This is a genomic window from Streptomyces sp. TSRI0281, assembly GCF_001905125.1.
Classification (GTDB): Bacteria; Actinomycetota; Actinomycetes; order Streptomycetales; family Streptomycetaceae; genus Streptomyces.
The window spans coordinates 543,797-566,646 of the sequence record NZ_LWLE01000033.1 but is presented as its reverse complement, the minus strand read 5'-3'; the positions used below and the strand labels follow the sequence as shown (position 1 = coordinate 566,646).

The 22,850-nt window shown below is 73.3% G+C and carries 23 protein-coding genes; 8 read left to right on the top strand and 15 right to left on the bottom strand.

The window, feature by feature from the left end; all coding sequences use genetic code 11:
- Positions 1-293 precede the first annotated feature (293 nt).
- Positions 294-1,028 (bottom strand): VIT1/CCC1 transporter family protein, encoded by a 735-nt coding sequence (locus A6A29_RS31730; protein ID WP_073725372.1) that lies wholly within the window; start codon positions 1,026-1,028, stop codon positions 294-296.
- Between the two features lie 266 nt (positions 1,029-1,294).
- On the opposite strand from A6A29_RS31730, the gene A6A29_RS31725 reads away from it, so the two are divergent.
- The 7 genes from A6A29_RS31725 to A6A29_RS31695 are packed head-to-tail and all read left to right on the top strand — an operon-like array spanning position 1,295 to position 9,303.
- Positions 1,295-2,416: an ADP-ribosylglycohydrolase family protein gene (locus A6A29_RS31725; protein ID WP_073725370.1), complete on the top strand. Its 1,122-nt coding sequence runs from the start codon at positions 1,295-1,297 to the stop codon at positions 2,414-2,416.
- The gene (locus A6A29_RS31720; RefSeq protein ID WP_241838733.1) at positions 2,413-3,867 is read left to right on the top strand and encodes an ADP-ribosylglycohydrolase family protein; all 1,455 of its coding nucleotides are present in this window, start codon (positions 2,413-2,415) and stop codon (positions 3,865-3,867) included. The genes A6A29_RS31725 and A6A29_RS31720 overlap by 4 nt, the downstream gene beginning before the upstream one ends.
- Positions 3,812-4,996 carry an ADP-ribosylglycohydrolase family protein gene (locus A6A29_RS31715; RefSeq protein WP_073725368.1) on the top strand — a complete coding sequence of 395 codons (1,185 nt, stop codon included), beginning with the start codon at positions 3,812-3,814 and terminating at the stop codon, positions 4,994-4,996. Before A6A29_RS31720 ends, A6A29_RS31715 begins: the two co-directional genes overlap by 56 nt.
- A complete protein-coding gene (locus tag A6A29_RS31710) occupies positions 4,993-6,360 on the top strand; it encodes an ADP-ribosylglycohydrolase family protein (RefSeq protein ID WP_073725366.1) in 1,368 nt (455 codons plus the stop codon). The genes A6A29_RS31715 and A6A29_RS31710 overlap by 4 nt, the downstream gene beginning before the upstream one ends.
- Positions 6,357-7,241, top strand: a complete 885-nt coding sequence (rbsK, locus tag A6A29_RS31705) for a ribokinase (RefSeq protein ID WP_073725363.1) — start codon at positions 6,357-6,359, stop codon at positions 7,239-7,241. Before A6A29_RS31710 ends, rbsK begins: the two co-directional genes overlap by 4 nt.
- A complete protein-coding gene (locus tag A6A29_RS31700) occupies positions 7,238-8,437 on the top strand; it encodes a CaiB/BaiF CoA transferase family protein (protein ID WP_073725361.1) in 1,200 nt (399 codons plus the stop codon). The genes rbsK and A6A29_RS31700 overlap by 4 nt, the downstream gene beginning before the upstream one ends.
- On the top strand, positions 8,434-9,303 hold the full coding sequence (locus A6A29_RS31695) for an HpcH/HpaI aldolase/citrate lyase family protein (protein WP_073725359.1): 870 nt from the start codon (positions 8,434-8,436) through the stop codon (positions 9,301-9,303). The genes A6A29_RS31700 and A6A29_RS31695 overlap by 4 nt, the downstream gene beginning before the upstream one ends.
- 30 nt (positions 9,304-9,333) lie before the next feature.
- Here the strand turns inward: A6A29_RS31695 and lgt are convergent, their stop codons facing one another.
- The 11 genes from lgt to hisI all read right to left on the bottom strand — a co-directional run bounded on the left by lgt (position 9,334) and on the right by hisI (position 18,356).
- Positions 9,334-10,374, bottom strand: coding sequence for a prolipoprotein diacylglyceryl transferase (lgt, locus tag A6A29_RS31690; RefSeq protein ID WP_073725357.1), 1,041 nt, complete (start codon positions 10,372-10,374; stop codon positions 9,334-9,336).
- 99 nt (positions 10,375-10,473) lie between these two features.
- Positions 10,474-11,298 carry a DsbA family protein gene (locus A6A29_RS31685; protein WP_073725355.1) on the bottom strand — a complete coding sequence of 275 codons (825 nt, stop codon included), beginning with the start codon at positions 11,296-11,298 and terminating at the stop codon, positions 10,474-10,476.
- Between the two features lie 76 nt (positions 11,299-11,374).
- On the bottom strand, positions 11,375-12,157 hold the full coding sequence (gene trpA, locus A6A29_RS31680) for a tryptophan synthase subunit alpha (RefSeq protein WP_073725507.1): 783 nt from the start codon (positions 12,155-12,157) through the stop codon (positions 11,375-11,377).
- A 35-nt stretch (positions 12,158-12,192) separates the two neighbouring features.
- Positions 12,193-13,428 carry a tryptophan synthase subunit beta gene (gene trpB / locus A6A29_RS31675; protein WP_073725353.1) on the bottom strand — a complete coding sequence of 412 codons (1,236 nt, stop codon included), beginning with the start codon at positions 13,426-13,428 and terminating at the stop codon, positions 12,193-12,195.
- A gap of 138 nt (positions 13,429-13,566) precedes the next feature.
- Complete coding sequence (trpM, locus tag A6A29_RS31670) at positions 13,567-13,779, bottom strand: tryptophan biosynthesis modulator TrpM (protein WP_073725351.1); 213 nt, start codon at positions 13,777-13,779, stop codon at positions 13,567-13,569.
- 8 nt (positions 13,780-13,787) lie between these two features.
- Complete coding sequence (trpC, locus tag A6A29_RS31665; RefSeq protein ID WP_073725349.1) at positions 13,788-14,597, bottom strand: indole-3-glycerol phosphate synthase TrpC; 810 nt, start codon at positions 14,595-14,597, stop codon at positions 13,788-13,790.
- Between the two features lie 115 nt (positions 14,598-14,712).
- Complete coding sequence (locus A6A29_RS44465) at positions 14,713-15,330, bottom strand: DUF2752 domain-containing protein (RefSeq protein WP_385729814.1); 618 nt, start codon at positions 15,328-15,330, stop codon at positions 14,713-14,715.
- 92 nt (positions 15,331-15,422) lie between these two features.
- Positions 15,423-15,674 (bottom strand): HGxxPAAW family protein, encoded by a 252-nt coding sequence (locus A6A29_RS31655; protein WP_073725345.1) that lies wholly within the window; start codon positions 15,672-15,674, stop codon positions 15,423-15,425.
- A 107-nt stretch (positions 15,675-15,781) separates the two neighbouring features.
- On the bottom strand, positions 15,782-16,456 hold the full coding sequence (locus tag A6A29_RS31650) for a TIGR02234 family membrane protein (protein ID WP_073725343.1): 675 nt from the start codon (positions 16,454-16,456) through the stop codon (positions 15,782-15,784).
- Complete coding sequence (locus tag A6A29_RS31645) at positions 16,456-17,964, bottom strand: anthranilate synthase component I (protein WP_073725341.1); 1,509 nt, start codon at positions 17,962-17,964, stop codon at positions 16,456-16,458. The genes A6A29_RS31650 and A6A29_RS31645 overlap by 1 nt, the downstream gene beginning before the upstream one ends.
- Positions 17,965-17,975: 11 nt before the next feature.
- Entirely contained in the window at positions 17,976-18,356 is a 381-nt protein-coding gene (gene hisI, locus A6A29_RS31640; RefSeq protein WP_073725339.1) for a phosphoribosyl-AMP cyclohydrolase, read from the bottom strand.
- An 85-nt stretch (positions 18,357-18,441) separates the two neighbouring features.
- Here hisI and A6A29_RS31635 point away from each other — a divergent pair, with 85 nt between their 5' ends.
- The gene (locus A6A29_RS31635) at positions 18,442-19,074 is read left to right on the top strand and encodes a TIGR03085 family metal-binding protein (protein WP_073725337.1); all 633 of its coding nucleotides are present in this window, start codon (positions 18,442-18,444) and stop codon (positions 19,072-19,074) included.
- A gap of 146 nt (positions 19,075-19,220) precedes the next feature.
- Here the strand turns inward: A6A29_RS31635 and A6A29_RS31630 are convergent, their stop codons facing one another.
- From A6A29_RS31630 to A6A29_RS31620, 3 genes are all read right to left on the bottom strand, one after another.
- Positions 19,221-20,477 carry an MFS transporter gene (locus A6A29_RS31630; RefSeq protein WP_073725335.1) on the bottom strand — a complete coding sequence of 419 codons (1,257 nt, stop codon included), beginning with the start codon at positions 20,475-20,477 and terminating at the stop codon, positions 19,221-19,223.
- A 28-nt stretch (positions 20,478-20,505) separates the two neighbouring features.
- Complete coding sequence (locus A6A29_RS31625) at positions 20,506-21,090, bottom strand: winged helix-turn-helix domain-containing protein (protein WP_073725333.1); 585 nt, start codon at positions 21,088-21,090, stop codon at positions 20,506-20,508.
- 202 nt (positions 21,091-21,292) lie between these two features.
- Entirely contained in the window at positions 21,293-22,741 is a 1,449-nt protein-coding gene (locus A6A29_RS31620) for a PucR family transcriptional regulator (protein ID WP_073725331.1), read from the bottom strand.
- Positions 22,742-22,850 lie beyond the last annotated feature (109 nt).

The window sequence follows — 22,850 nt, the reverse complement described above, 5'->3', positions numbered from 1 at the left end:
GGGGTCGCAGTCGGAGGATCGGCGCCCGGGGATCCGCAGAGAGCAGGCGTCGTTGCCTGCGGTGTCTACGGCTCATGCCCGGCGGCAACGGAAACGAAACCGCCGGGTAATGGCTACTTATGTGTAGCCATGCATAGAGTCTCATTTTACGTCCGCCGGGCCCGATCCGCCCAGTGGCGGACGCCAAGACGTACGTCACACGGGTCGCGGGCCCGTTTCCGACCCGATCGGGCCCGAATCAGTGGCCGGGGGGACAGCGGCCGAGACCCCTTGAATTCGCCCGGGGCGGGGCCTCAGCCTCCGACTGCCACACCGAACAGCGTGCCGAGACCGTACGTGACCGCGGCCGCGGCCCCGCCCAGCGCGAGCTGGCGCAGCCCGCTGAACCACCAGCTGCGGGCCGTCACCCTGGCCACCACCGCGCCGCAGGCGAAGAGACCGATCAGGGCGAGCAGCACGGCGGGCCACATCGCGCTCGCGCCGAGCAGGTACGGCAGGACGGGCAGCAAGGCGCCCAGCGCGAAGGCGCCGAACGAGGACACGGCGGCCACGAGCGGCGAGGGCAGGTCACCCGGGTCGATGCCGAGCTCCTCGCGGGCGTGGATCTCCAGCGCCTGCTCGGGGTCGCGGGACAGCTGGCGGGCGACCTCGGCGGCCAGCGCGGGATCGACGCCGCGGGACTCGTAGAGCGCGGCGAGCTCCGCCATCTCGTCCAGCGGGTGCTTACGCAACTCCCGCCGCTCGACGTCGAGTTCGGCCTCGACGAGCTCACGCTGCGAGGCGACGGAGGTGTATTCACCGGCCGCCATGGAGAACGCGCCCGCGGTCAGGCCCGCCAGACCGGTGATCACGAGGGTCTGGTGGGAGACGGCGCCGCCCGCGACTCCGGTCATCAGCGCGAGGTTGGAGACCAGGCCGTCCATGGCACCGAAGACGGCGGGGCGCAGCCAGCCGCCGTTGACGTCGCGGTGGGTGTGATTGTCCCGGTGCGCCTCGTGCAGTACGGCTTCGGTCTCGATGATGGCCACAGTTCTCCCCTTCTCCGGAAGCGGGCTTCCTGCGTTCCGCCCCCGCTCAACACCATCGAAAGTACGCACGAAAAAGGCCGCCCGCCAGCAAGGCAGGCCGTACTTACCAGGCCCCTGACCAGGGAAGGAAGGCCAGGCTCACCTCCCCTGGCCCGTCATCCGACTGGCCCTTTTATTGCGATTGTCAGCCTTTCCGCTCGCTCCGCGTGGGACAGATCGGACAGGGACGGGAACCGGAACTCCCGGCACGAACGAAGGGCGACGCGATGGAATCGATCGCAGGCAATGACCGGGCCCGGGGTGCGCTGCTGGGGCTCGCCGTCGGGGACGCGCTCGGCGCACCCGCGGAGAATCTGCGGCCGTCGGAGATCCGCCGCCGCTGGGGGCGGATCGAAGGCTTCGTGAGCGAGGACCCCGCGGGGACGGACGACACGGAGTACGCGATCTTCTCCGGGCTGCTGCTGGCCCGGCACGGCGCGGCGCTCACCGTTTCGCATGTGGAACGGGCCTGGCACCACTGGATCGCCGACCTCGACGAGGGCCCCTTCCGCGGCGCCGGGTTCAGTGAGCGCGGCACGCTGGAGAACCTCCGCCGGGGGCTGGCGGCCCCGATCTCCGCGCAGCACCGGCACGCCTGGAGCGACGGTCTCGCGATGCGGGCGGCCCCGTTCGGGGTGTTCGCCGCGGGCCGCCCGGCCGAGGCGGCGCGGCTGGTCGCGATCGACGGCCGGGTCAGCCATGACGGCGAGGGCATCTACGGCGGCCAGGCGGTGGCGGCCGGAGTGGCCGCGGCGATGGTGGGGGCGGGGCTCGCCTCCGTGATCGCCGCCGCGCTGTCGGTCGTGCCGATGGACTCCTGGACGGCCCGTTCGCTGCGGCGCGCGGTGGCCGCCGCGCAGCGCCCCTATCCGGACCGTCTCACCATGGAACGCGCGGTGCGTTCCTCCGTCGTGATCGGCGGATACCCGTGGACGGACCTCGCACCGGAGGCGGTGGGCCTGGCGTTCGGCGCGTTGACGGTGGCGCGCGGCGACTTCCGTACGGCGGTGCTGACGGCCGTCAACATGGGCCGCGACGCGGATACGACGGCGGCGGTGGCGGGGGCGCTGGCGGGGGCGCTGAAGGGGGAGCGCGCGATTCCGCCCGACTGGGCGTCGGCGATCGGACCGGTCCGGGGCAGCTGCCTGCCGTCGATGCGGGGCTACCACGTCCTGGACATCGCGGAGCTGCTGACCCCGGAGGAACCGGAGCAGCCGGAACAGCGGGAGGACAGGGAGGGCGCGGAGGAGCGGGGCGGGGGACGTGGGCCGGGGGTCGCCAGGGAGACGGTGCGTGACATGGCGTACGTGGCGGCGTCCTTCGAGCCGGTACGGGAGGAGGGCCGATGACCACCTCACGCCCGGCCGTCCATCACACCGGCACAGCCCCGCACCCCGGCCGGGACCACCCCACCGCGGACGTCCGGACCGCCCCGGACCGTGACCGGAACCTGACCGCCCACGACCCGGACGTACGGACCACCCGGGACCCTGTCCGGAACCTGACCGCCGGCGACCCCGGCAAGAACCACCTCACCGCAGCCGCGCAGACCTCCCGCGCCCCCGGCTCCGACCCCGGCCGGCCGCCCGCGGACCCACCCGCCTCCGCCGTCCGCCGGGACCGGATCGAGGGGCTGCTGCTCGGGCTGGCGGCCGGGGACGCCGCCGGGTGGCCCGCCGCCCGGCACCGGGCGGCCCGGATGCCCGAGTGGACGCGGCGGCTCACCCGGGAGCTGGACACCTTCGCCGAGCTGAACGCCACCACCACGCTCCCGGTCCCGATCGCCCTCAACCAGCCGCCCGAGCCGCTCCGGCTCGGTCCGTCCGACGATGCCGAGTGGGCCGCGTTCGCCGCCCGTACGGTGCTGGCCGGCGCCGCCGACCGGGCCGACAGCCTCTCCCCCGGCCGCCGGATGCGCGACGCGGTGGACCGGTCCTGGAACGCGCTGGCCGCGAAGGTCGCCGCGGCCGGCGCCCGAGCGCCCGAGGTCGAGGCCGCCGTACTCCCTCTGCGGGCCCGGATCTCGGTGCGGGCCGGGCTCGGCAATCTCGCCGCCGGCCTCCGCCCGCCCGCCACCGGTCACGACAATCCGCACTACTTCGACGACGCCGCCTGTGTCCGGGCCGCCGTGCTCGCCGTCGTCCACCCCGGTGACCCGGCCGCCGCCGCCGAACTCGCCGAATTCGATGCCCGGTACACACAGGACGGCGACGGGGTGCACGGCGCCCGCGCCATCGCCGCCGCCGTCGCCGAGGCGCTGGCCGGAGCGGATGTCGAGACGGTGGTGAACGCCGCGCTCGCCCAGCTCCCCGAGGGCACCGAGATCGCCCGCAACGCCGAGCACGCCGTGCGGCTCGCCCGCGCCTTCGCGGCCGACCCGCACGGGGCCTTCGCCCTGATCCCGGTGCTGGAGCACCAGATCGTCGACCACGTCTACAGCTACGGAATCGCGGCGGCCGAGACCGTGCCGGTCGCCCTCGCACTGACCACCGCGGCCCGCGGCGAGATCGCCCAGGCCGTCCCGGCGGCGGCCTGCCTGTCGCGGGTCGCCGACTCCGCGCCCGCCCTCGCCGGGGCGCTGACCGGGGCGCTCGGCGGCATCGGCACCGTACCGGCGGGCTGGCGCGATGCCTGCCGCACCCTGGCCGGATGTGCGCTGCCCCGCCTCGCGGGCACGGATCTCATCGAACTCGCCGGGCTGCTGGCAGACACGGAACCGGTCCCCGCGGGTGGACAATTCCGGCATGACGCCCACAACAACCGCTCTCCGGACCTCACTGCCCACGCTCGCACTCGATGACCGCGTCACCGGCGCACTCGTCGGCGCCGCCGTGGGCGACGCCCTCGGCGGCCCCGTCGAAGGCTGGACCCCCGAACAGATCACCGAGCGGCACGGCGGCCGGGTGCGCGGCATCGTCGGCCCCTGGCACGGCGAACAGTGGCGCACCGCCCGGCCCATCGCCCCGTACCACAAGGGCGACGGGCACGTCACCGACGACACCCTGATGACACATGCGCTGGTACGGGTCTACGGCACGGTCCGCGACCACCTCGACGCGTACGACATCGCCGACCATCTCGTACCGGACCTGATCTCCCGCCCTCGCTGGATCCCGGAGCTGGAGGCCGAGGCGCTGCCCGTCCAGCGGATCTTCCTGGCCGAGAAGTGGATCGTCGCGCGGCTGCACTACGGCCATGTCGACCCGCGCGAGGCGGGCAGCGGAAACATCGTCAACTGCGGTGCGGCGATGTACATGGCGCCGGTCGGCCTGGTCAACGCCGCCCATCCCGAGGCCGCGTACACCGAGGCACTGGAGGTGGCGGGGGCCCATCAGTCCTCGTACGGGCGGGAGGCCGCCGCGGTCTTCGCCGCCGCCGTCGCCGCCGCCTGTTCGCCGGGCGCCACCCCCGTCTCCGTCGTCGAGACCGCCCTGGCGCTGGCCAAGGACGGGACCCGGTCCGCGATCGAGGCGGTCTGCGAAGCGGCCGTGGACCACAGCGACTTCGAGTCGGCGCTGGCTCCGCTGCGCGCCGCCGTCGCCCCCTTCGACACGGTCGGCCCGGACTACCGCGCCCCCTCGCTCGGCGCCCGCCGCCCCTCCCGGCTGCACTCCATCGAAGAGCTGCCGATCGCGCTCGGCATACTGCTCGTCGGCGACGGCGACTACCGCCGTACCGTCCTCGGCTCCGTCAACTACGGCCGCGACTGCGACTCGATCGCCACCATGAGCGGTGCCGTCGCGGGCGCGCTGCACGGTGCGTCGGCGATCCCCGCCGACTGGGCGGCGACGGTCGCCGGGGCCAGCCGCCTCGATCTGCACACCCCGGCGCTGGAGCTGGCGGCGGTGGCCCGTGAGATCTTCGTACGGGACACGGCCCGCCGCCGGGCGCACGAGTCGGCCTTCGCCGCGCTGGCCGGTGAGCGGTGAACGTCCGGCTGACCTGGGTGCAGCCCGAGGATCTGGTCGGACATGAGCTGCGGCAGGCGGCGCAGGACGGCCGGGACGCGCGGGACATCGAGCGGCGCTGGTACGGGGCCGGGGGCACCCCCGCCCCGGACCGCGCCGGGGCGTCCGAGCCGCCCGCACCGCCCCGGCTGCGCGCGCTGGCCGAGCGGCTCCTGGATGAACTCGCCCTGCGGGAATCCCCGTTGGCGGATGACGAGCCGACGGACCTGGAGGCGATCCGGGCGGCCTGCCCGCGCTGGCCGGCGCTCCGCACCGACCGGCCGCCCGTCGACCGGGACCGGCTGCACGCCGCCTGGCTCGGCCGGGCCGCGGGCTGTCTGCTCGGCAAGCCCGTCGAGAAGCTGGAGCTGACCGGCATCCGCGACCTGGCCCGCGCGGTCGGCAACTGGCCGCTCACCACCTGGTTCACCGCCAGGGGCGTGCCCGCCGCGCTGCTGGAGCGTCACCCCTGGAACCGGCGCTCCGCACCCACCTCGCTGGCCGAGAACATCGACGGCATGCCCGAGGACGACGACCTCAACTACCCTTTGCTCACTGTGCTGTTGCTCCGCAGTCATGGGCGCGCCTTCACCACGGCCGACCTCGCCCGGCACTGGCTCGCCGAACTCCCGGCGGGCCGCGTCTTCACCGCCGAGCGCATCGCGTACCGCAATCTGCTGGACGGCATCGAGCCGCCGGACACGGCCCGCCACCGCAACCCGTTCCGTGAGTGGATCGGCGCGCAGATCCGGGCCGACGCGCATGGCTGGACGCATCCGGGCGACCCGGCCGCCGCTGCCGCCCAGGCCCATCGGGACGCGATCCTCACGCACACCGCCAACGGGGTGTACGGGGCGATGTTCACCGCTGCCGCACTCGCCGAGGCGGCAGGTGGCGAGAGCGATGTCCATGGGTGCCTGGCGGCCGGGCTCCGGGTGGTGCCGCCGCGTTCCCGGTTCACGCACGCGGTCCGCCTCGGTATCGCGACGGCCCGCGCGGAACGGGACTTCGACACGGTGGTGGACCGGCTGCACGCGGCGTACGCGGGCGTGTACCACTGGGTCCATGTGCTGCCCAACGCGGCGCTGCTGGCCGCCGCCCTCACCCACGCCGACGGTGACTTCACCCGGTCCATCGGCTGCGCGGTGTCCGGCGGCTGGGACACCGACTCCAACGGGGCCACCGCCGGATCGCTCGCGGGTCTGCTGGCGGGCCGTCCCGCCGCGCTGCCCGACCACTGGACCGCCCCGCTGAAGAACCGTCTCGCCACATCCGTCGCCGGTTTCGACGCGACCGGCTTCGACACCCTCGCCGAACTGACCTACCAGGAGGCAATGCGCCCATGACCGGTATCGCGGTGCTCGGCAGCACCAATATGGATCTCGTCGCCTACGTCGCCAGGGCACCCGAGCGGGGCGAGACCGTCACCGGACGGGAGTTCCGGACGATCCCCGGCGGCAAGGGCGCCAACCAGGCAGTCGCCGCCGCCCGCGCGGGCGGGGACGTGGTGATGATCGGAGCGGTCGGCGCCGACGTGTACGGCGATCTGCTCCGCGCCAACCTGTCCGGCTCCGGGGTGGACACCGAGTTCCTGCACACCGTCGACGGCCCCAGCGGCACCGCGCACATCGTCGTGGACGACGCCGGGTCCAACGCGATCGTGGTGATCCCCGGCGCCAACGGCACCGTCACCGCGCTCGGCCCCGGAGAGATCACCGCGATCGCCTCCGCCGATCTGCTGCTCCTCCAGCTCGAACTCCCGCTGTCGGCCGTGCTGGAGGGGGCCCGCGCCGCCCATGTCCAGGGCGTACGGACGATCCTCACCCCCTCGCCCGTACAGCCGCTGGACGACGAACTCCTCGACTGTGTCGACCTGTTGATCCCCAATGAGCACGAGGCGGCCGCGCTGAGCGGCAGCGCCGATCCGTACGCCGCCGCCGAACTGCTGCTCCACCAGGTCCCGGAGGTCGTCATCACGCTCGGTGCGAAGGGCAGCCTGTACGCGGCCCGGGGCGGCGGGCCGGTCCTCTTCCCCGCCCCCGAGGTCACCGCCGTCGACACGACCGGCGCCGGGGACACGTTCGTCGGCACGCTCGCGGTGGCGCTCGGCGAGGGCCGCGCGGTCCCCGAGGCGCTGGTCTGGGCGTCCTCGGCCGCCGCCCTGTGCGTACAGCGGCCCGGCGCCTCCACGTCCATGCCGTACCGAAGCGAGATCGATGCCTCATGAAGCACCCTGCCCAAGGCCCCCTGACCGGACTGAAGGTCATCGACCTCGCCACGCTCTTCGCCGGACCGCTCGCGGCCACGATGCTCGGCGACTTCGGTGCCGACGTCATCAAGGTCGAGCACCCGCGCAGACCCGACCCCTCGCGCGGGCACGGCCCCGCCAAGGACGGCGTCGGCCTGTGGTGGAAGCTGCTCGGCCGCAACAAGCGCAATCTGACGCTCGACCTGTCCTCCCCCGGCGGCCACGACGTCCTGCTGCGGCTGGCCGCCGGCACCGATGTGATCATCGAGAACTTCCGGCCGGGGACGCTGGAGCGCTGGGGCCTCGGCTGGAAGGAGCTGCGGGCCGTGAACCCGCGTCTCGTACTGGCCCGGGTCACCGGCTTCGGCCAGTTCGGCCCCTACGCGCACCGCCCCGGCTTCGGCACCCTCGCCGAGGCGATGAGCGGTTTCGCCGCGATCACCGGGGAGCCGGACGGACCGCCGACGCTGCCGCCGTTCGGACTCGCCGACTCGATCGCGGCGCTCGCCACCGCGTACGCGGTGATGGCCGCGCTCGCCGGGCGCGACGCCACCGGCGGGGGCCAGGTGGTCGACATGGCGATCATCGAGCCGATCCTGACGGTGCTGGGCCCGCAGCCCCTCTGGTACGACCAGCTCGGCTACGTCCAGCCGCGCACCGGCAACCGCTCGCGCAACAACGCCCCGCGCAACACCTACCGCACCCGCGACGGCCACTGGGTCGCCGTCTCCACCTCCGCGCAGTCGGTGGCCGAGCGCGTCATGCGGCTGGTCGGCCGCCCGGAGCTGATCGACGAGCCATGGTTCACGGCGGGCACCACCCGCGCCGAGCACACCGAGGAGCTGGACGAAGCGGTCGGCAACTGGATCGCCCGGCACACCCGCGAGGAGGCCCTGACCGCGTTCGAGAAGGCGGAGGCGGCCATCGCGCCGGTCCATGACGTACGGGAGGTGATGGAGGATCCGCAGTACCGGGCGCTGGACACCATCACCGAGGTCGACGACCCGGAGCTGGGACCGCTGCGGATGCAGAACGTCCTGTTCCGGCTGTCCGGGACGCCGGGGGCGATCCGCTGGGCGGGCCGCCCGCACGGGGCGGACAGCGAGGAGATCCTCACCGGCCTCGGCCTGTCGGCTCCCGAGATCACGGCGCTGCGGGCGCAGGGAGCCCTATGACCCCCCTGTTCGTTCCCCTGACCTGGCTGTACGTTCCCGGGGACCGGCCGGAGGTGGTGCGCAAGGCGCTCGGCTCGGGCGCGGACGTGGTGATCGTCGATCTGGAGGACGCGGTCGCACCGGACCGCAAGGAGTACGCGCGGGCGGCCACCGCCGAGCTCCTGGCCGACCCGGTCACCACGGCGCCGGGCACGGTGCCGGTCCATGTCCGGGTGCACGGCGAGGACGACGTACGGGCGCTGGCCGGGCTGCCGGGGCTCTCCGGGTTCCGGCTGCCCAAGATCACCCATGCGGTGTCCGTGCACCATGTGGCGGCGGTGGCCCCCGGGGTGCCGCTGTATCCCCTGCTCGAATCGGCGCTCGCGATCGAGCACGCCTACTCGATCGCGACGGCCCATCCGGACGTGCGGGGCATCGCGCTCGGTGAGGCGGACCTCCGGGCCGATCTGGGGGTACGGGAGGACGCCGGGCTGGACTGGCCGCGCAGCCGGACCGTGGTCGCCGCGAGGGCGGCAGGTCTGCCGCCGCCCGCCCAGTCGGTGTTCCCGGACGTCCGGGACCTGGACGGGCTGTGGACGTCCTGCGGGCGGGGGCGGGCGCTGGGGATGCTCGGCCGGGCGGCGATCCACCCCCGGCAACTGGCGGTGATCGAGCGGGCCTTCCGGCCCACGGCCCAGGAGATCGAGGCGGCCGAGCAGATCGTGGCCGCCTCGTCGGTGGACGCGGGTGCGCTGGCGCTGCCGGACGGGCGGTTCGTGGACGCGGCGGTGGTGGCCTCCGCGCGCAGAACACTGGCGCTCGGAACACTGGCGCTCGGACAGCAGAACGCCGGACCGGCTGGAGCTACCAGCCTGTCCGGCGACTGAGGAGTCCGGGGGTGCCCCCGGGACACACGGTCAGATCTTCTCGGCCGCCTCGGGGGCGCCGTTCTTCTCCAGCCGGTTCTTGTCCGCGCTGTCCTTCCCGGCGTCGTCCTTGTCCGCGCTGTCCTTGTCCGCGTCGCCCTTGTCCGCGTCGTCGGTCACGCCGGTGGCGTCAGCACCGGAGTCGGCCGTGGGCTCGGCGTCGGCTTCGGAGTCGCCGTCCTTCGCCTCGGGCTCGGCATCCTTCGTCTCCGGGTCGGCCGCGGCGGGCTCCACGACCGCCTCGCGTCCGGGGCGTACCTTCGCCGAGATCACGATGTACGTGACGGCGAGGACGAACACGATGATCGCGGTCCAGACGTTGAGGCGCAGGCCGAGCACGTGGTGGGCCTCGTCGACCCGCATGTACTCGATCCAGGCGCGGCCCGTGCAGTACGCCGCGACGTACAGCGCGAACGCCCGGCCGTGGCCGAGCTTGAAGCGGCGGTCGGCCCAGATCACCAGCAGCGCGACACCGATGCACCACAGCGACTCGTACAGGAACGTCGGGTGGTAGGTGCCCGCGACCCGGTTCGGGCCCTCGCTGATCTTCAGCGCCCACGGGAGGTCGGTCGGCTTGCCGTACAGCTCCTGGTTGAACCAGTTGCCCCAGCGGCCGATGGCCTGGGCGAAGGCGATACCGGGGGCCAGGGCGTCGGCCCAGGCGGGCAGCGGGATGCCGCGCCGGCGGCAGCCGATCCAGGCGCCGACCGCGCCGAGCGCGATCGCGCCCCAGATACCGAGGCCGCCTTCCCAGATCTTGAAGGCGTCCACCCAGTTCTCACCGTCGCTGAAGTACAGCTGATAGTCGGTGATCACGTGGTAGAGCCGGCCGCCGACGAGGCCGAAGGGCACGGCCCACACAGCGATGTCGGCGACGGTGCCGGCTCTGCCGCCCCGGGCGATCCAGCGCTTGTTGCCGAACCAGACGGCGACAAAGACACCGATGATGATGCAGAACGCGTAGCCGCGGAGCGGGATCGGGCCGAGATCGATCACGCCGGTCGACGGGCTGGGAATGAAGGCAAGGTTCATGACGGGGTCGACGCTACCCTGCCGGGTGGCACGTACGGCAAGCCACCCGGCAACGTCTGGGTAACGAGGCGTCCACCGGAAGCCCGTCCCGCACCCCCGTCAGGACCCCGAAGGGGCCGGAGTGGCCGTGCCCGGCTTCTTGCCCTTGTTGGCCTCGGCGACCCACTTCTTGAGGTTCGCTGCGGAGATCTGCTCGTCGCCCTTCTTCGGGAAGATGGACACCCCGTTGAGCAGTGCGGTCGGTGTGCCCTGGAACCCGCCGTTGCGGAACGCCGTGTCGGACTTGGTGACCCAGCTGTCGTGCTTGCCGCTCTCCACACAGCTGCGGAAGCCGGGCGTGTCGAGACCCTCGACCTTGCCCGCCAGCTCGATCAGCTTGCTGTTCCTGCCGAAGGCGTCATCGGACTCGGCGGGCTGATTGCTGTAGAGGACGTCGTGGTACGCGGGGAACTTGCCGACGTCCTGGGCGCAGGCGGCCGCGTTGGCGGCGCGCAGCGAGCCGTCACCGCCGAGATTGCCGTCGATGATCGTGGCGAGGTGGTACTCCACCTTGATCCGGCCGCTGTCCGCCAGCTCCGCGATCGTGTCCCGGAAGGCGTTCTCGAACTGGGCGCAGACCGGGCAGCGGAAGTCCTCCCAGATCGTGAGCGTGGACGGGGCGTCGGTCGCTCCGACCGGGATGGTGAGCGCGTCCTTGCCGGTGGCGCCCGAGGGGGCGACGGCGGGGCCCGCCCCGTTGCCACCGCTGTCGTCGTCGCCCGCGTTGGCGGCGATCAGTCCGGCCACGGCCGCCAGGGCCAGCACGCCGACCACGGCGGCCGAGACGATCAGTGTGCGCCGACGGCGCTCGCGCGCCTTGTCCCGCTCGCGCTGCTGGGCAAGGCGCTCACGCGCGGCTCTGTTTCCCTCACGGTTCTCGCTCACACCCGCAGCAACGAACCGGGGAGGCACGTACGCGCCTCCCCGGTCCCAGTTCCACCCATTTGGGTGACGCCTGATATCAGCGCTTTCGAACACCTTCGGCCAGTTCGCCCGCCAGGGCGCGGACGGCGGCGAGACCGGCCGCCTCGTCGGGGGCGTCCAGCATGCCCTTGACGAAGGCCGAGCCGACGATCACTCCGTCGGCGAAGCCCGCGACCTCGGCGGCCTGCTCGGCGTTGGAGACGCCGAGGCCGACGCAGACGGGGAGGTCGGTGGTGGCGCGGGTGCGGCGCACCAGGTTCTGGGCCTCGTCGCCGACCGACTCGCGGGTGCCGGTGACGCCCATGAGCGAGGCGGCGTACACGAAGCCAGAGCCCGCCGCCGTGATGGTGGCAAGCCGGGCGTCCTGGCTGCTGGGCGCGACGACGAACACGGTCGCGAGGCCGTGCTTGTCGGCGTGCTCACGCCAGACGGCGGACTCCTGGACCGGCAGGTCGGGCAGGATGCACCCGGCCCCGCCCGCCGCGGCCAGCTCGGCGGTGAAGCGCTCGATGCCGTACCGGTCGATGGGGTTCCAGTACGTCATGATCAGGATCGGGGCGCCGGTCGCCTCGTACGCCTCGCGGACCGTACGCATCACGTCGGCGATCCGGACGCCGCCGCGCAGGGCGATGTCGTCGGCGGTCTGGATGACCGGTCCGTCGAGCACCGGGTCGCTGTGCGGCAGCCCCACCTCGACGATGTCCGCGCCGCCCGCGACGACCGCCTTCACGGCCTCGATGCCGCCGTCGACGGTCGGGAAGCCGGCCGGGAGATACGCGATCAGCGCCGCCCGGTCCTCCCCCTTGGCCTTCGCCAGCATCGAGCTCAGCAGGTCCGTGTTTCCGCTGTGCGTGCTCACTTGGCACCCCCGTCGTACAGGCCGAAGTAGCGGGCCGCCGTGTCCATGTCCTTGTCGCCGCGGCCGGAGAGGTTGATCAGGATCAGCCCGTCCTTGCCCAGTTCCTGTCCGACCTCCAGCGCGCCGGCCAGCGCGTGCGCGCTCTCGATGGCCGGGATGATGCCCTCGGTACGGGACAGGAGCAGCAGGGCCTGCATGGCGGCGTCGTCGGTGACCGCGCGGTACTCGCCGCGGCCGATGTCCTTGAGGTAGGAGTGCTCCGGGCCGATGCCCGGGTAGTCCAGCCCCGCCGAGATGGAGTACGGCTCGGTGATCTGGCCCTCGTCGTCCTGGAGGACGTAGGAGCGGGAACCGTGCAGGATGCCGGGCTCGCCCGCGGTCAGGGTGGCCGCGTGCTCGCCGGTCTCCACACCGTGTCCGGCGGGTTCGCAGCCGATCAGACGGACGTCCGCGTCCGGGATGAAGGCGTGGAAGAGCCCGATGGCGTTGGAGCCGCCGCCGACGCAGGCGACCGCGGCGTCCGGCAGCCGGCCGGCCCGCTCCAGGATCTGGCGGCGGGCCTCGACGCCGATCACCCGGTGGAAGTCGCGGACCATCGCCGGGAACGGGTGCGGGCCCGCGACCGTGCCGAAGAGGTAGTGCGTGCGGTCCACATTGGCGACCCAGTCGCGGAACGCCTCGTTGATGGCGTCCTTGAGGGTGCGCGAGCCGGACTTCACGGCGATGACCTCGGCGCCGAGCATCCGCATCCGCGCCACGTTCAGCGCCTGCCGCTCGGTGTCGATCTCGCCCATGTAGATGGTGCATTCGAGGCCGAACAGGGCGCAGGCGGTCGCGGTGGCGACGCCGTGCTGGCCCGCGCCGGTCTCGGCGATGACGCGGGTCTTGCCCATCCGCTTGGTGAGCAGCGCCTGGCCCAGCACGTTGTTGATCTTGTGCGAGCCGGTGTGGTTCAGGTCCTCGCGCTTGAGGAAGACCCGGGCCCCGCCCGCGTGCTCGGCGAAGCGCGGGACCTCGGTCAGCGCGCTGGGGCGGCCCGTGTAATGGACCATGAGCTCGTTGAGCTCGGCGGCGAAGGCCGGGTCGGCCTTCGCCTTGTCGTACTCGACGGCGACCTCGTCCACGGCGGCGACGAGCGCCTCCGGGATGAACTTGCCGCCGTAGTCACCGAAGTAGCCCTCGGCGCTGGGGGTCAGACCCTCGGGGTCCGGAATGAAGAAGTCAGAGGACATCCGACGTGCTCCTTGGCATGGCAACGGGTGGATTCACCGTATGCGCCGTGAGCGGAGCGCCACCGCGACCGGCGGGCGGTCGGGGCGGTGCGGTCGTACGTACGAGTGGGGTGGTGCGGGTACGTCGGCCGGGGCTCGCTACAGCGCGGACCCCGTGCGCCATCGCATGCCGTTGACCTGGCCGGGCTCGTCACCGATCACATACCGCACCCGCCGGCCGTGGACGCGCCGCGCGGGGGCGCGGCAGCCACGGGGACGGCAGCCGCGCGCCAGCGGGGCGTGCGGGTCCCGGGCGCTCGCAGCGGCGGGCAGGCCCGGCCGGATGCGGGACACGGGGCGGTCGGCGGACATGGGCCGGGTCAGCCCCGTCCGTGCCGGAGTGCCGGGTGGGCGCCCGCGGCGACCAGATCGGCGACGGCGGCGCGCGGGTCGCGGCCGGTGACCAGGGACTCGCCGACGAGCACGGCGTCCGCGCCCGCGTTGGCGTAGGCGATGAGGTCGTGCGGGCCGCGGACGCCGGACTCGGCGACCTTGACGATGTGGTCCGGGATCTCGGGGGCGACGCGCTCGAAGGTGGAGCGGTCGACCTTGAGGTCCTTCAGGTTGCGCGCGTTGACGCCGATGATCCTGGCTCCGGCGTCCACGGCACGCTCGGCCTCCTCCTCGTCGTGCGCCTCGACGATCGGCGTCAGGCCGATCGATTCGGCACGCTCGATGAGCGAGACCAGGGCCTCCTGGTCGAGGGCGGCGACGATCAGCAGGGCGAGGTCGGCGCCGTAGGCGCGGGCCTCCCACAGCTGGTAGGAGGTGACGATGAAGTCCTTGCGCAGGACCGGGATGTCGACCTTGGCGCGGACGGCCTCCAGGTCGGCGAGCGAACCGCCGAAGCGGCGCTCCTCGGTGAGGACCGAGATGACGGACGCACCGCCCGCCTCGTAGTCGGCGGCGAGCGCGGCCGGGTCGGCGATCGCGGCAAGGGCCCCCTTGGAGGGGGACGAGCGCTTGACCTCGCAGATGACGGTGACGCCCTCGCCGCGCAGGGCGGCGACTCCGTCCTTGGCCTGGGGGGCGCGGGCCGCGCGCTCCTTCAGCTCGTCGAGGCTGACGCGCGCCTGCCGCTCCGCGAGGTCGGCGCGTACGCCGTCGATGATCTCGTCGAGCACACTCACGCGAGCGGCCCCCTTCCGAAACGATGATGAGGGAACAGGATCAGCCATCCCGATGGTATCCGCAGGAGGCCGAAGGGCTCGCATCCGGCTGGGTTGTGTCCCACTACCTGGGCATTCATGGTGCCAGCGCCGATCCGAAAGGCAGATTCCGGACGACGGAGAAGATCAGCAGAACGGCGCCGATCCCCCACCAGTGGACCGGTGCCAGACCGATCCGCAGGGGCTGCCCCCGGCCGGCCCTGACCATCCAGAGCATCCAGACGACGGCGAAGAGGAAGTAGCCGACGACGGCGACGGCGTTGGCGCCGAACGCCGCGCCGATGTCGCCGTGGGCGAAGGCGTGGGCGCTGCGGAGCCCGCCGCAGCCCGGACAGTACAGCCCGGTGAGCCCCAGCAGCGGGCAGACCGGGTAGTGACCGGGTTCATTGGGGTCGACCGTGGCGACGTAACCGAACGCGGCGACGACGACGGCCAGGATGCCCACGGGTGTGGCGAAGCGCCGCAGGCGCGAGGCGGGCACGGCGGGTGGCCGGGCGGGGCCGCCGGGGGCGTGCGGCGGGGGCCCGGTCGCGTACGGGGGGTGCGGGACGGAATGCGGCCCGGGACCCTGCTGGGCGGACTGCGGGGCCGGGCCCTGCGGGACGGAATGCGGCCCGGGGCCCGGCTGCGGGGTCGGGCGGGCCGCCCCGGGGTCGGGGGGCGGGGCTGCGGCGGGAGAAGGCGAGGCGTCCACCCGCCGATTGTCCCCGCTCATACGGAAAGGCGCAGCCCGTGCCGGGCTGCGCCTCGCGTCGTGTCTCCGGCCGGGGCCGGACATGTCCCGGATCAGTGGGAGATCTGCGCCTGTCCGGCGCGGGCCCTGGCCGCCGCCATCTCGGACGACTCCTTCGGCATACCGAGACCGGCGGCCTTCATCGCGAGGCCGACGACGCCGCCGACGAAGATGACGGCGATACCGGCCCAGAAGCCGAGCGGGTTGGCCGCGACCATGAAGACGCCTGCGACGCAGAAGCCGATGAACGAGATGATGACACCGGTCCAGGCGGCCGGGGTGTGTCCGTGGCTGCTGCCCGCCATGAGTTGCTCCTCGTTGGTGTTGCGCTGTGGGTATCGCCGTGGCTGTCGCCGCGGGGAAAGCTCACGGCCATTGTCCCGTACGTGCCGGTAGGACGTGAGCTGGGGGGTCATGCCTCGCGCGTCGGGTCCTCGCCGCGGTCCATGGCCTTCCACAGGTCCTCGGGCCGGTCGGGATCCGGAGCGGTGCGGGGGGCCCTGCCGGGGCGCGGGGTGCCGTCGCGCTCGTACCGTCCCGACATGGTGGGCCAGCGGCTGCCGTAGCGCAGGGCGAGCAGTCCGGCGAGCAGGATCAGCACGCCGCCGACGGCCGTGGCGTAGGGCCAGGCGGTGTGGCTGAGGGCGCCGATCGTGGCCGAGGCGTCACCGGTGGACCGGGCGGCCTTCGCGTCGAGGGCCGAGCTGTCGAAGGCGCCGGACCAGGCGCTGAGCGCGGCGCCGAGGCCGCTGAGGGCGAGGAGCCCGGCGACGGCCAGGCGTCCGGCGCCCCGTACGGCGAAGACGGCGACGAGCGCGGCCAGGGCGACGATGGCCAGGGCGGCCGGCAGCCCGGTGACATCCTGGCCGTCCGCGGACAGCGGCAGGGCACCGCCGCCCACGGTGGCCTTGCCCTCGGCCCACGTCTGGCCGGAGGCGAGGAGGACGACGGTCGCGCCGATCGCGCCGAGGAACAGACCGGCGGCCAGACTGCGGCGGCTTCCCGCACTGTCGGGGGCGGAGGCGGAGTCGGACGCGGCGGCTCGGGCACGGGGCTGGGGTACGGGGACGGCACTCACGCCCTCCACTATCCCTTACCGCTCCGGTGCTCGCGGAGCCGGTTGGCCGTATGGACGGCCCGCAGGACGGCGGCGGCCTTGTTGCGGCATTCGGTGTCCTCGGCGACGGGGTCGGAATCGGCGACGATCCCGGCTCCGGCCTGTACATAAGCGGTGCCGTCGCGCAGCAGCGCGGTGCGGATGGCGATGGCGGTGTCGGAGTCCCCGGCGAAGTCGAGGTAGCCGACGCAGCCTCCGTACAGCCCGCGGCGGGTGGGTTCGAGCTCTTCGATGATCTGCATCGCCCGCGGCTTGGGGGCGCCGGAGAGGGTGCCCGCCGGGAAGCAGGCGGTGAGGACGTCGAAGGCGGTGCGGTCCTCGGTGACGCGGCCGGTGACGGTGGAGACGATGTGCATCACGTGCGAGTACCGCTCGACCGACATGAAGTCGACGACCTCGACGCTGCCGGGTTCGCAGACGCGCCCGAGGTCGTTGCGGCCGAGGTCGACGAGCATCAGGTGCTCGGCGCGTTCCTTCGGGTCGGCGAGCAGTTCCTCGGCGAGCGCCTGGTCCTCCTGCGGGGTGGCGCCGCGATGCCGGGTCCCGGCGATGGGGTGGACCATGGCGCGCCCGTCCTCGACCTTGACGAGGGCTTCGGGGCTGGAGCCGACGACATCGAACCCGTCGAAGCGGAAGAGGTACATGTACGGCGACGGGTTGGTGGCGCGCAGCACCCGGTAGACGTCCAACGCGCTTGCCGTGCACGGGGTTTCGAAGCGCTGGGAGGGGACGACCTGGAAGGCCTCACCGGCCCTGATGCGTTCCTTGATGTCCTCGACGGCGTCCTGGAACTCCTCGCCGCCCCACAGGGCGGTGTACGGCGGCAGCTCGGACGGGGGCAGGACGGCGGGGGCGTTCTCCACGGGGCGGCGCAGGTCCTGCTCCATGGCGTCGAGCCGGGCGACGGCGTCCGCGTACGCCTCGTCGACGCCGGTCGCCAGGTCGTTGTGGTTGATCGCGTTGGCGATCAGCAGGACCGTGCCGTCCCAGTGGTCCAGGACGGCGAGGTCCGAGGTGAGGAGCATGGTCAGCTCGGGGAGCTTCAGGTCGTCCCCGCCGTGCTCGCCGATCTTCTCCAGGCGGCGCACGATGTCGTACCCGAGGTAGCCGACCATGCCGCCGGTGAAGGGCGGCAGTCCCTCGTCGGCGACCAGGTCGCGCGGGGTGTGCAGGGTCTCGACGGTGGCGCGCAGCGCCTGGAGCGGGTCCCCGGCGGCGGGGACGCCGACGGGCGGGGTGCCGAGCCAGTGGGCCTGCCCGTCACGGGCGGTGAGGGTGGCGTCGCTGCGTACGCCGATGAAGGAGTAGCGGGACCAGGTGCGGCCGTTCTCCGCGGATTCGAGGAGGAAGGTGCCGGTCCGCTCGGCCGCGAGCTTGCGGTACAGCCCGACCGGGGTGTCGCCGTCCGCGAGGAGCCTGCGGCTGACGGGGATGACGCGCCGGTCGACGGCCAGCTTGCGGAAGGTGTCGAGATCCATGGCCGGTGACCTTACTGCGTCGTGAGGGGAAGGACGTCCGCGTCGAAACAGGTGCGGTCCCCCGTGTGGCAGGCGGCACCCGTCTGGTCGACCTTCACCAGGACGGTGTCGGCGTCGCAGTCCAGGGCGACGGACCTGACCCGCTGGATGTGCCCGGAGGTGTCGCCCTTGACCCAGTACTCCTGGCGGCTGCGCGACCAGTAGGTGCAGCGGCCGGTGGTGAGGGTGCGGTGCAGCGCCTCGTCGTCCATCCAGCCGAGCATCAGCACCTCGCCGGTGTCGTACTGCTGGGCGATGGCCGGGACCAGGCCGTCGGCGCCGCGCTTGAGGCGGGCGGCGATGGCGGGGTCGAGGCTGCTGGCGGGCGGCGGGGTGCCGGGCGTGCTGGTCATGGGGTCCATTGTGCCGTGGTGGCGGGGACCGGCCGGGCGGGCGTCCACTGGGCGGACCACGGGGACCGGTCGTACGCTGGCGGTCATGTCGACCCATGCGAAGCGTGAACGTCTTCTGCTTGCCGACCTGTTGGAGGCGGCAGGCCCCGAGGCCCCGACCCTGTGCGACGGATGGAACGCCCGCGACCTGGCCGCCCATGTGGTGGTGCGCGAGCGGCGGCCGGACGCGGCGGGCGGGCTGCTCATGGGCGCGCTGCGGAGCCGGATGGAGCGGGTGCAGGCCGAATTCGCGGCGAAGCCGTACGAGGAGCTGATCCAGCTGATCCGTACGGGTCCGCCGCGATTCTCCCCGTACTCCCTCAAGCAGCTCGACGAGGTGGCCAACACCATCGAGTTCTACGTCCATGCGGAGGACGTGCGCCGGGCCCAGTCCGACTGGTCGCGGCGGGAGCTGGACCCGGTCTTCGCCGATGTGCTGTGGTCGCGCACCGAGAAGATGGCCCGGCTGCTGGGCCGCAGATCCCCGGTGGGGATGGTGCTGCGCCGGCCGGACGGCCAGACGGCGGTGGCGCACAAGGGCGCGCCGGTGGTGACGGTGACCGGGGAGCCGGGCGAGCTGCTGCTGTTCGCGTTCGGGCGGCAGGACGCGGCGGCGGTGGAGCTGGACGGCGACAAGGAGGCGGTGACCCGGCTGCACACGGCCCGGCTGGGGATGTAGGCCCCGCACATCACGGACCCGTACCGGGTCCGGGTCCGGGTCCGGTACGGGCCGCGTCGTGCGGAGGCGGAGGCGTACGGGGCCGGCACGGGCCGGTGTCGTGCGGGGGCGGAGGCGCACGGGGCCGGGCCCGTGACGTGCGGGGGTCAGCCCGGCAGTTCGGCGTGGCGGAGCCGGGTGAAGGCGAGGCCGATGACGGCGCCCGCCGCGCACAGCGCCGCGCTGGCGACGAAGACCGGGCCGGTGCCCCAGGCGGCGACGGCCGCGCCGGTGACCGGGTAGCTGAGCGGTGAGACGGCGTGGGTGAAGAGCGTCGATACCGAGGTGACCCGGCCGAGGTAGGCGGGTTCGGTCGCGGTCTGCACGAGCGCCGTGCACAGGGCGCCGCCGAGGCCCATGAAGAGCCCGACGAGGGCGGCGACCGCGGCGGCCAGGGCGACCGACGGGGCGTACGCGAGGGCACCGACGCCGACCGCGCCGATCAGCACGGTCACGCACATCACGAGCCCGCCGCGCGGCACCCGGCCCCGGACCGCGAGCAGCAGGGCGGCCGCGCCCGCGCCGATACCGAAAGCGGCGGCGATCCATCCCATGCCGGTGGCACCCCAGTCGCGCTGCCGGGCGAGCAGGATCAGTCCGAGGTTGAGCGGTCCGACGAAGCCCAGCTCGCTGACGGCGATGACGAGCATGAGCGGGCCGAGCAGCGGATGGCGGCGGATGTGGCGCAGTCCGTCGGTCAGCTCCTGCCAGGCCGTGCCGGATCGCTCGGTGGCGTCCTGTTCGGGCAGCGGTCGGATCCGTACGGCCAGGAGCAGCGGCAGCGACACGGCGAAGAGCACCCCGGCGGCGGCGAAGGCGAGCACGGGCCCGCCGAGGGCGACCGCGAACCCGCCGAGCGGGGCGCCGAGGACATTGGCGGCGCGGGAGGAGAGTCCGCGCAGTCCCTGGATCCTGGTGAGCTGTCCGGCGGTACTGATCCGGGGCGGCAGGGCGCCGACGGCGGGCAGGAACAGGGCGTCGACCACGCCGAAGACCAGCGCGACGGCGATCAGCATCCACAGCGCGGGCGAGGTGAACAGCAGGGCGCCCGCCAGGCCCAGGACGACGACGCAGCGCGCAATGTCGCTGCCGATGACGACGCGGCGCGGGCCGAACCGGTCGGCGAGCACTCCCCCGCCGAGCATCAGCAGGGCCCTGGGTATGGAGCCGACGGCGAGCACGATTCCGGTCTGGGAGGCGCTGCCGGTGCGGGCGGCGGCCCAGGCGAGGGCCATGTAGTAGACGCTGTCGCCGATCATCGACGCGGTGTACGCGCCGAGCCAGCGCAGCACGTTGCCGTCGCGGTGGGCGGGGCTCTCGGCGGGAGCGGCCGGGCCGGTGGCCGTGAGGGTGGTGCCGGTCATGGGGGTCGTCCTCTCGGGGCGCGCGGCGTCAGGTGCGGAACGGGAATCCGTACACATGCAGGGCGACGTTCTCGCGGCCCTCCATGTCGCCCGCCTCGTAGCGGTCGCGGCCCCGGTCCTCGTACCGCTTGACCAGGTCGTGCATCTCACGGCTCAGGGAGGCGAGCTCGTCGACGGTGAGCCTGGCCAGGTACTCGGAGCTGAAGGAGGCACTGCGCCACTGCGCCGACCAGGTCCGGTACGAGTCGAGGAAGCGGCGGTGGAGTTCGATGTGCTGGTCGAACGAGAGGCGGCCCACGGCGGAGTGCGTGGCGGCCTTCTCGGGTGCGTCGTCGAAGTCCTCGCTGTGGAAGGTCAGCCCCTTGGAGGCGGGCTGCCACCAGCGCTCGCGGCCGTCGCCCTGCCCCTCGGCCTCCTCGATCAGCCCGTGGTCGGCGAGCCTGCGCAGGTGGTAGCTGACCAGTGAGACGGCCTCGTCGACCTGTTCGGCCAGCTGGGAGGCGGTGGCCGAGCGGGCGATGTAGAGCGCCCGGTAGAGCTTCATCCGCAGGGGGTGACCGAACGCCTTGAGGGTGTCGAGGTCGGAGACGCGGCGGGGTTCGTTGCTGGGCATGCCCCCACCGTAGAAAGAAAAGGAAACTTGCGCAATATTTATTGCGCAATAAATGCTGTGGGCTTTCGGTCGGCTACCGGGTGACGCGTGACAGTCCGGCGGGTTCGGGGGGTCCGGCGGGTTCGGCGGGTTCGGCGGGTTCGGCGGGTTCGGCGGTTCGGGGGGTTCGGCGGGCCCAGGGGGGTTCGGCGTTCCGGGTCTTTCAGCCGCCCAGCAGCCGTCGCGCGGCCAGCGCCAGGGACACCTCGACCGCGTCCGAGGGCCGGGTCAGGCACCGCCCCGTGAGCTGTTCGAACCGCCGGAGCCGGTTGAGCACGGTGTTGCGGTGGCAGTACAGCCGCGCCCCGGCCCGCTGCGCCGACCCGTCCGAGTCCAGCCACGCCGTGAGGGTCGCGATGAGGACGTCCCGGTCGGCGGGGTCCAGTTGGCCGAGCGGCCCCAGCACCCGGGCGGCGAGCGCGGCTCCGAGGTCCGGGGAGGAGACGACGAGGGCGGCCGGCAGGTGGTCGTCGAGCAGGACCACTCCCCCGGCCGCCGGGCAGGCCCGGAGCGCGGTCTGCGCCAGCCTCCTCGCGTCGCCGAGCGCGGCAAGCCCCTCCACGACCGAACTGATCCCGGTCCGGGTACCGGCAGGGGCCGACAACTCAGCGGAGATCAGGGCGAGTTCCCCCAGAGCGGCAGCAGTGTCGGCGTCGGTGCCGCTGCCGCCGTCCGGACCCGCGCCGCCCTCGCCCGCCCCGCCCTCCACCGACATGTCCGCCGACGCCGCCCCGCCCAGCGGCAGGATCGCCAACTCGCCCTCCGGGGCCGAGTGCCAGAGCACCGGCGTGCCCGCGGGCAGGGTCAGCGGCGGCAGGGCGGCGACGTACGGGGCGCGGTGGGCGACCGAGGCGGGCCGGACGGCCGGGACAGCCTGGGCAGAAGAGATGACCGGGACCGCTGGGACCGCTGGGACCGCTGGGACGGCTTGGACGGCGAGCACCGCGTATCGGCCGTGCTCCGGGATGCCCAGCATCGCCGCCGCGTCCGGCAGATCCGCGATCCGGGCCGTGCCGTCCAGCAGCGCGGCCGTCATCAGCCGCTGCTGGTTCTCGCGGCGCCAGGTCAGCCGCCGTTCGGCCTGGCGGTAGGCGTCCGCCACCACCCCGCAGTGCTCGTCCACGAAGTTCCAGACGTCGGCGGCGACATGGACGAGCAGCCGTACGTCGTCGGGGTTCCGGCGGGCGGTCTCGTCGACGAGGTCCTGCCAGACCATCGCCCCGCCCATCCGGAAGGCGTGCAGGACGGCGTCGAGCGGCACGCCCTGCCCGGCCCGGATCTCGCCGATCCACCGCGAGGTGCGGTGGGCGGCGTCCCGGAACTCCCGTGGCTGGATCAGCGAGCCGACGTTGTGCCGCAGCGAATGGTGGACCTCCTGCCAGACCTCGGACCGGTCGGCCTCGATCGCCGGGCGGTAGCCGGGTTCCTGTTCGTACAGGGCGTCGACGAGCCGCTCCGTGAGCTCCGGCAGCGCCGCGACGAGGGCTCGCGCGGCCCGGTGCAGCACCTCGACGGCCTCGCGGTCGGCCAGCGAACGGAAGCGTCGCGGCGACGGCGCCGCGGAGGGCGGACCGTGCGGTGCCCGGATCCGTGAACGTACGACCTGTGGCATGGCGGCCTCCACCGGGAATCGGCCGGCTACGGGTCGGGCCGGCCCGGGCACCCCGCCCGGCAGTGGGCGCGAGCACAACCGAATGATCCTGACGGTCGCAGAATGACAT

Bases quoted from the DNA above. Each gene is read 5' to 3' on its own strand.
- A6A29_RS31725 (WP_073725370.1), top strand. From the start codon at position 1,295: ATGGAATCGATCGCAGGCAATGACCGGGCCCGGGGTGCGCTGCTGGGG.
- A6A29_RS31720 (WP_241838733.1), top strand. From the start codon at position 2,413: ATGACCACCTCACGCCCGGCCGTCCATCACACCGGCACAGCCCCGCAC.
- A6A29_RS31715 (WP_073725368.1), top strand. From the start codon at position 3,812: ATGACGCCCACAACAACCGCTCTCCGGACCTCACTGCCCACGCTCGCA.
- rbsK (WP_073725363.1), top strand. From the start codon at position 6,357: ATGACCGGTATCGCGGTGCTCGGCAGCACCAATATGGATCTCGTCGCC.
- A6A29_RS31700 (WP_073725361.1), top strand. From the start codon at position 7,238: ATGAAGCACCCTGCCCAAGGCCCCCTGACCGGACTGAAGGTCATCGAC.
- A6A29_RS31695 (WP_073725359.1), top strand. From the start codon at position 8,434: ATGACCCCCCTGTTCGTTCCCCTGACCTGGCTGTACGTTCCCGGGGAC.
- lgt (WP_073725357.1), bottom strand. From the start codon at position 10,374: ATGAACCTTGCCTTCATTCCCAGCCCGTCGACCGGCGTGATCGATCTC.
- trpA (WP_073725507.1), bottom strand. From the start codon at position 12,157: ATGCTGGCGAAGGCCAAGGGGGAGGACCGGGCGGCGCTGATCGCGTAT.
- trpB (WP_073725353.1), bottom strand. From the start codon at position 13,428: ATGTCCTCTGACTTCTTCATTCCGGACCCCGAGGGTCTGACCCCCAGC.
- trpM (WP_073725351.1), bottom strand. From the start codon at position 13,779: ATGTCCGCCGACCGCCCCGTGTCCCGCATCCGGCCGGGCCTGCCCGCC.
- A6A29_RS31655 (WP_073725345.1), bottom strand. From the start codon at position 15,674: ATGGCGGGCAGCAGCCACGGACACACCCCGGCCGCCTGGACCGGTGTC.
- A6A29_RS31645 (WP_073725341.1), bottom strand. From the start codon at position 17,964: ATGGATCTCGACACCTTCCGCAAGCTGGCCGTCGACCGGCGCGTCATC.
- hisI (WP_073725339.1), bottom strand. From the start codon at position 18,356: ATGACCAGCACGCCCGGCACCCCGCCGCCCGCCAGCAGCCTCGACCCC.
- A6A29_RS31635 (WP_073725337.1), top strand. From the start codon at position 18,442: ATGTCGACCCATGCGAAGCGTGAACGTCTTCTGCTTGCCGACCTGTTG.
- A6A29_RS31630 (WP_073725335.1), bottom strand. From the start codon at position 20,477: ATGACCGGCACCACCCTCACGGCCACCGGCCCGGCCGCTCCCGCCGAG.
- A6A29_RS31625 (WP_073725333.1), bottom strand. From the start codon at position 21,090: ATGCCCAGCAACGAACCCCGCCGCGTCTCCGACCTCGACACCCTCAAG.
- A6A29_RS31620 (WP_073725331.1), bottom strand. From the start codon at position 22,741: ATGCCACAGGTCGTACGTTCACGGATCCGGGCACCGCACGGTCCGCCC.